The sequence below is a fragment of the Vibrio sp. 811 genome, from assembly GCF_033339195.1.
This window is the reverse complement of record NZ_JAWOUB010000981.1, coordinates 1-511: the sequence shown is the minus strand read 5'-3', so window position 1 is coordinate 511 and position 511 is coordinate 1. Positions and strand designations below refer to the sequence as shown.

Sequence of the window (511 nt, the reverse complement as noted above, 5' to 3'; positions counted from 1 at the left end):
ACGATGGATCTTTCTATCATGAGCAAAACGCTTATCGTAATGATTGATGGACGCGGCCAGTAATGCTTCGAGTCTATTTTGTTACTCTTGCCACTGGCGACGCATCTTCTCGATTATCGCTGGTGGCACATTATGAATGCTCTGATATTCGCCCGAACACACCATCACTTCCACCTCGATAGATTTCTTTCGGCAGTAATCTAAATACCGCTTCATTTCCCAATGTCGTACAAAGGTATTACTCACAATCACGATTTTCCCTTTGTTCAACCATTTTCGCGTTTGTTCAAAACACCATTCGTGCGCTTGCGGAAGCAAAGACGGATTGAAGTGGTACTCGCCTTTCTCATTCTCAAAATACATGTCGGCTTCGAAATGCTTCGCATCGAAATCTATCACCAATTGTTTCGCCAAGGTTGTTTTTCCTGAGCCAGGAAGACCACGAATGAGAATAAGTTTAGCAAGCGACATAATGCAGTTGAATGATGAAATAGAAGCCCAAACTGTAACG

At 43.1% G+C, this 511-nt stretch carries 1 protein-coding gene; it reads right to left on the bottom strand.

Translation table 11 applies throughout. From position 1 onward, the window contains the following. Positions 1-81: 81 nt before the first annotated feature. On the bottom strand, positions 82-471 hold the full coding sequence (locus R7Q46_RS30470; protein ID WP_318078753.1) for an ATP-binding protein: 390 nt from the start codon (positions 469-471) through the stop codon (positions 82-84). Positions 472-511: the final 40 nt, after the last annotated feature.

Coding starts and splice junctions, on each gene's coding strand:
- R7Q46_RS30470 (WP_318078753.1), bottom strand. CDS start 471: ATGTCGCTTGCTAAACTTATTCTCATTCGTGGTCTTCCTGGCTCAGGA.